Genomic DNA, 5,318 nt, shown 5'->3' with positions numbered 1-5,318 from the left:
CCTTTGAAAGTCCGGCTTTTTTTGAAGCTTCAAATCGCCTCTCTCCTGCCACCAATTCAAACTTTGCTCCATTTTGAGTGACAATAAGCGGTTGAATGATGCCGTGTTCTTTGATAGAAGCTGCCAGTTCATTGATTTTTTCTTCATTAAAATGAAGCCTCGGTTGTTGAGGATTGGGAATAATTTGATTGATATCCACCTCGATAATGCTTTTTCCTTTCAGATTAAATCCGACATTTTTAGCTTGATCGCTAAAAACATTTGCTGCTGGCTGGCTTTGCGAAGCACTTGAATAATTTTTTTTCGGAATAAGGGATGAAAGTCCCCTTCCCAGGCCATAATTTTGAGGCATATTTTTTGGTAATTTTAAATTTTCAATTCTAAATTTTCAATTAAATATAAAAATGCTAAATTTTAAAACTTTTATATTTAGAAATTTAATTAAAAATTTCCGCCAAAGGCGGATCAGCCTAAGGCTGACATTTAAAACTTAAAATTTATAATTTAAAATTCTAATTATACTGTAAATCCTTTTTTATTTTCTCTTTCTAATTCTATTATTTCTCTCGCTAAATTCTTATACGACCGGGCGCCTTTCGAAAAAGCGTCAAATTGCAAAATTGATTTTCCAAAACTGGGCGCTTCCGCCAATCGGACGCTGCGTGGAATCACGCTGTCAAAAACATATCCCGGAAAATGATCGCGCATTTCTCGGACCACTTGGCGTGAGAGCCGATTTCTCTTGTCATACATTGTAAGCACCGCTCCCATAATCTTAAGCGAGGGCTGCAGATTTTCTTTAACCAAATTAATCGTCTCCAAAAGCTGGCTCAATCCCTCCAGCGCGTAATATTCCGTCTGAACGGGAATAATGACCTCATCGCTAGCAACCAATCCATTAATCGTAAGGAGTCCCAGGCTAGGCGGACTATCGATAATAATATAATCATAATCAGTCCTAATTTGGCGAAGAACGTCATACAGCCTGAATTCACGGTTATCAAAATGAACAAGCTCAATCCCCGCTCCAGCCAAATCTTGCGAAGATGGAATAAGATCATGCCCGAAAACTTCTGTTTTTACAATTACATTTTTAGGATGTTCTCCGCTCACCATTGAATGATAGAGCCCTTTTCCCAAATTTCTAATGTCTACTCCCAGTCCCGAAGAAGCGTTTCCCTGCGGATCAAGATCAACCAGGAGAACAAACTTTCCGGCCTGCGCCAAATACGACGCCAAATTCGTTGCCGTCGTTGTTTTTCCTACTCCGCCCTTCTGGTTGACTAATGAGATTATTTTCGCCATAATTATTTATAGTATACAATATAATCCGGATATGAAAAAGCCGCGATGGTGGAATCCCAGCACCAAAGCAAAGCTTGGTGCGGGACAAGCTGGTAGATATTAAAATTTGGGCGAATGGTGGAACTGGTAGACACGCAGGTCTCAAAAACCTGTGATGGCAACATCATGAGAGTTCGAGTCTCTCTTCGCCCACAAAATTAAAGCACGCTTGTCCGCCTTTGGCGGAACTCAAAATCGTGTGGGAGCAATCCCATGAGAGTTCGAGTCTCTCCCGCGGCACATAAAAAAACAGTCTCGTCTTGACGAAGCTGTTTTTTGTTATTTATTCAAAATAATAGAATCAAGAGGATTTAGCATTTTTTGCATTTCAGGAAGAAGCGGGATTCCCCTATTTTGAGCTTCCTCGGCCCAATATTTTGCATTTTCTTTATCTTGATTTTGATAATAATAAATAAAAAGATTATAAAGCGCCTGGGAATAACCGGGATTAACTTCTAAAGTTTTTTTCCAAGAATCGACTGCCTCCTCCATTTTCCCCATTCTGTAATAAAGAAGGCCCTTGTTAGCGTAAGCATTATCATAATACGGATTTATTTCCAATTCTTTATTAAATTCTTCATCAGCCTTATCAAACTCCCCTTTTTCCATATAAACAAGCCCGAGATTATTATGCGCCATTCTTTCCTTGGGATTAATTTCTAAGGCTTTATTAAATTCTTTTTCCGCTTCATCTTTTTCCCCGTCAAGGAAAAACATTGCACCAAGATTGTTGTGATTAAAAGCAAAGCTCGGTGATGTACTTACTGCATTATTCCAAAAACTAAGTTTGTCTTTGTAATACTTATTACGATAAATTGTCACAAAAGATAAGGTAATCATTAGCGCCGCGCTTATTCCTAAAAGAATTTTCTTTTGCGTGATATTATTGAATTTCTCCCAAAATTTAATTTTCCCCAACCCCAAGAATATGAAAGCAAAACCAAGCATTGGAAGATAAATTCTATTTTCCGAAAACTCCGGAGTTGTGTCCATGGGCTTAATCAATGTGAGTGAAATAAACAGAAAAAACCAAGCTGTTCCAAAAATTATCAGCCTATAATTTTTATTTTTCGCCAGGATAAACCAAACTGCCAGCAAAATTAAGGAAATAATTCCGTAAATCATCATCATATCTTTCATAACGGGAAAAACCGATAAATCAAAAGGTAAAATTATTTTTCCGATTGCCGGCAAAAGAGCAGGAAAATTCCTATAGATTGACAGCAAAACATCATAATCAGCATTGCCGATAAAATTATGCAGAACTTCGCGGCGAGCAAGAAACCAAAAAATTCCGACACTTCCCCATCCAGCCAAGAGATATGCACATTGCTTCAAGTCGGCTATTATTTTTTTTGGATTTACGAATATAAGAATGAATGCTGCACATAAAAATGGCAAAATAGCAGCAGTTTCTTTAGTGAACAAAGCTAAGCCGAAAAAAATCAAATGCCAAACATAATACTTCATTCTTTTCGTTTCCAAAAAATCAAGAAAAAACATGATGATTGGAAAAACAAAAATAGCCAGCAAGGAATCATTTCTTCCGGCAATGAAAGATACCGTTTGAGCAGTCAAAGGATGAACTCCAAAAATTAAAGACAGAAATAATGCTATTTCTTTTTTAATGTTTAGCTTCAAAAGAAGCAAAAAAAATAAGCAAGCGGAAAAAATATGCAAAACCAAATTGGAAAAATGAGACATAAAGACAACAGCTTCTTCACTAAACTGAGCATCGAACATAAAAGATAGCCTCAAAATAGGACGATAGAAAGATCCTCCGCCAAGAGAGGTGCGGAATATATCCTCATTAAAAGCCTGAAAAATATTGGATAGATTTTTATTGAACTGATAATGCCCCACGACCAAAACATTGTCATCCAGATAAACAATGTTGTAAAACAAAGTCGAGCAGTAAACTAGAAAAATGACAGCAGCGATCCAAAAAAATGGGCGCCATGAATTCAAAAATACGCTTTGAAACCAATTTTCTCTATTGTTGTTCATTTTTTTCCGCTATAACATTTATCACTTCCCCGTTTTTGGAAAAATATAATACCAGATTAGCCAGAAAGCAAACTGGAAATAATATCGTAAAAAGAAGCGCATGCAAAATTATTTTTAGATTAAAATCTTTTTTTTGAAGCCATTCGAAAAAATAATTATCGGTTCCCGTAATAAGATTGATTATGCTTTGGGCGGATGTGAAAGCTGAGTATTCCAAAGAAAAAGTTCCGATTTTTTTGATTTTAAAATTATATTTTTCAAGAAGAGATTTTAAGGAATCCGGAGTAAAGAAAGTTGTATGATGCTTCGGATCCATGGCTAACCAGCGATTTTTTGCCAATATTCTTGACCAAGAATTAAAGTTAGGAGTTTCAATCATAAGCAAGCCATCATCATCGATCATCCCGGTTAGCTTCTCCACATAAGATTCCGGTTCTGGAACATGTTCCAAAATGTGCCACAAGGTTATAGCATCAAATTTTACATTGAATTCTAAATCAAGCAAATCCTTATTATATATTTCCAATCCTAGCTTTTCTTTGGAAAATTCATAAGCATTTTCGGAAATTTGAGTGCCAATAGCAGTTTTATATCCAAAATATTTTTTCAGAAAATAAAGCATCCATCCTCTTCCGCTTCCAATGTCGATAATTTTTTTTCCTTTTGGCTTTAAAATAAATACTTTTAAGGCCCGCAAAAATCGAAAAGCTTTGACTGCAAGCTCGGCAACCGCACCAAATCTTTTCCCTGTTTCTTTTTTATAATAATTTTTGTAAATATTCAAATCGATATTTTCGTTTTCTTTTTCCAAAAAAATCAGCCCACATAAAAGGCACTCCGAGAGGGAGAAATTGTCTTTTTTCAAAATATTTTTTCTTTTTTCATGTTTACAGAACATAAATTCAATTTAAACGATTTTTAAAAATACTAAACTTAAAAAGCTTAATTTTTTGGAAAAAATATTTTGTCAAAGTTAAAATTGTTTCTGCCATATATTTTGCCCCTTTTGCATATTTGATTTGGGAAGAATCCTGATTATAGATTGTTGGAACAGGAACATCCCCGATCCGAAATCCGTGATAAGCGGCTGCCATTAGAAATTCAGAGTCGAAGACGAAATCATTTGAAAATATTTCAAAATTTACCGTTTTCAAAACTTTTTTGGTGTATGCTCGATAGCCGGTTAAAAATTCTCCCAAATTTTGCCCCAGAACCACATTTTGCAAAATCGTCATTAATCTATTGAAAATGTATTTTATTAGCGGCATTCCATTCTTCAAAGTTTCCCGCCTGGTCCTTATCCTGTTTCCCAGCACAATATCGCAAACATCTAATTCCAAAGGCATCAAAAGACCCTTTATCATTCGGGGATCATATTGGCAGTCTGGATGGAGCATGATTACAATATCAGCTCCTCTTTTCAGGGCTTCCCTGTAGCATGTTTTTTGGTTAGCGCCATAGCCAAGATTTTTATCGTGCTTTAATATGGTTATCTTCAGATCTTCTGCGATTTTCAAGGTATCATCGGCGCTATTATCGTCAACAAGAATTATTTCCGCTTCCAAATCTCTTGGCAGATTATTAATAGTTTTTTCCAGTGTTTTTCCGGCATTATAGGCCGGAAGGACAATGCAGATTTTCTTATTTTCCATATCTTTGACTTATTGCCTAAATACTATACTTATGTATAAGTATAGCAAATAGACGAGATAAAAAAAGAATACTGGAATATTGCAAACCAGCTCAGCTTCCCTGAGATTTTTTTAGTTTGTTTTTACCTTCTTCCCTTAGCATAATATGAAAAGAAAAAGAAGGTAAAAATTTGGGTGAAAGAAATTTTGTATTCCTTAATTTATTATAAAGTGCAAAATTTCTGAACCGGATCTACCGCGTTATCAAATGTCGAGAAAAGCACAACAACTATTAAGCTAGTTCTAAGAATATAATCGAAATGGCACCAAAAGCAA

General features: G+C 35.6%; 5 protein-coding genes and 1 tRNA gene. 1 reads left to right on the top strand and 5 read right to left on the bottom strand.

Annotation, left to right across the window (positions count from 1 at the left end; genetic code table 11):
• Window positions 1–352 (bottom strand): ParB N-terminal domain-containing protein (locus WC906_04955; protein MFA5777761.1); only part of this gene is annotated, 352 nt, incomplete at its 3' end.
• 164 nt (window positions 353–516) lie between these two features.
• Window positions 517–1,305 carry an AAA family ATPase gene (locus tag WC906_04950; protein MFA5777760.1) on the bottom strand — a complete coding sequence of 263 codons (789 nt, stop codon included), beginning with the start codon at window positions 1,303–1,305 and terminating at the stop codon, window positions 517–519.
• A gap of 108 nt (window positions 1,306–1,413) precedes the next feature.
• Here WC906_04950 and WC906_04945 point away from each other — a divergent pair.
• Window positions 1,414–1,497: transfer RNA gene (locus tag WC906_04945), tRNA-Leu, on the top strand.
• A 126-nt stretch (window positions 1,498–1,623) separates the two neighbouring features.
• Here WC906_04945 and WC906_04940 read toward each other — a convergent pair.
• The 3 genes from WC906_04940 to WC906_04930 are packed head-to-tail and all read right to left on the bottom strand — an operon-like array spanning window position 1,624 to window position 5,003.
• Window positions 1,624–3,351 (bottom strand): tetratricopeptide repeat protein, encoded by a 1,728-nt coding sequence (locus WC906_04940; protein ID MFA5777759.1) that lies wholly within the window; start codon window positions 3,349–3,351, stop codon window positions 1,624–1,626.
• Window positions 3,338–4,249 (bottom strand): class I SAM-dependent methyltransferase, encoded by a 912-nt coding sequence (locus WC906_04935; GenBank protein ID MFA5777758.1) that lies wholly within the window; start codon window positions 4,247–4,249, stop codon window positions 3,338–3,340. The genes WC906_04940 and WC906_04935 overlap by 14 nt, the downstream gene beginning before the upstream one ends.
• Before the next feature lie 4 nt (window positions 4,250–4,253).
• Window positions 4,254–5,003: a glycosyltransferase family 2 protein gene (locus WC906_04930; protein MFA5777757.1), complete on the bottom strand. Its 750-nt coding sequence runs from the start codon at window positions 5,001–5,003 to the stop codon at window positions 4,254–4,256.
• Between the last annotated feature and the right edge of the window lie 315 nt (window positions 5,004–5,318).

This window comes from Parcubacteria group bacterium (assembly GCA_041657845.1).
Lineage (GTDB): Bacteria > Patescibacteriota > Minisyncoccia > Moranbacterales > JAKLHP01 > JAKLHP01.
This window is presented reverse-complemented; position numbering and strand designations above follow the sequence as displayed.

What these genes read in the sequence shown, in the direction of transcription:
- WC906_04950 (MFA5777760.1), bottom strand. Translation starts at nt 1,305, where the DNA reads ATGGCGAAAATAATCTCATTAGTCAACCAGAAGGGCGGAGTAGGAAAA.
- WC906_04940 (MFA5777759.1), bottom strand. Translation starts at nt 3,351, where the DNA reads ATGAACAACAATAGAGAAAATTGGTTTCAAAGCGTATTTTTGAATTCA.
- WC906_04935 (MFA5777758.1), bottom strand. Translation starts at nt 4,249, where the DNA reads ATGTTCTGTAAACATGAAAAAAGAAAAAATATTTTGAAAAAAGACAAT.
- WC906_04930 (MFA5777757.1), bottom strand. Translation starts at nt 5,003, where the DNA reads ATGGAAAATAAGAAAATCTGCATTGTCCTTCCGGCCTATAATGCCGGA.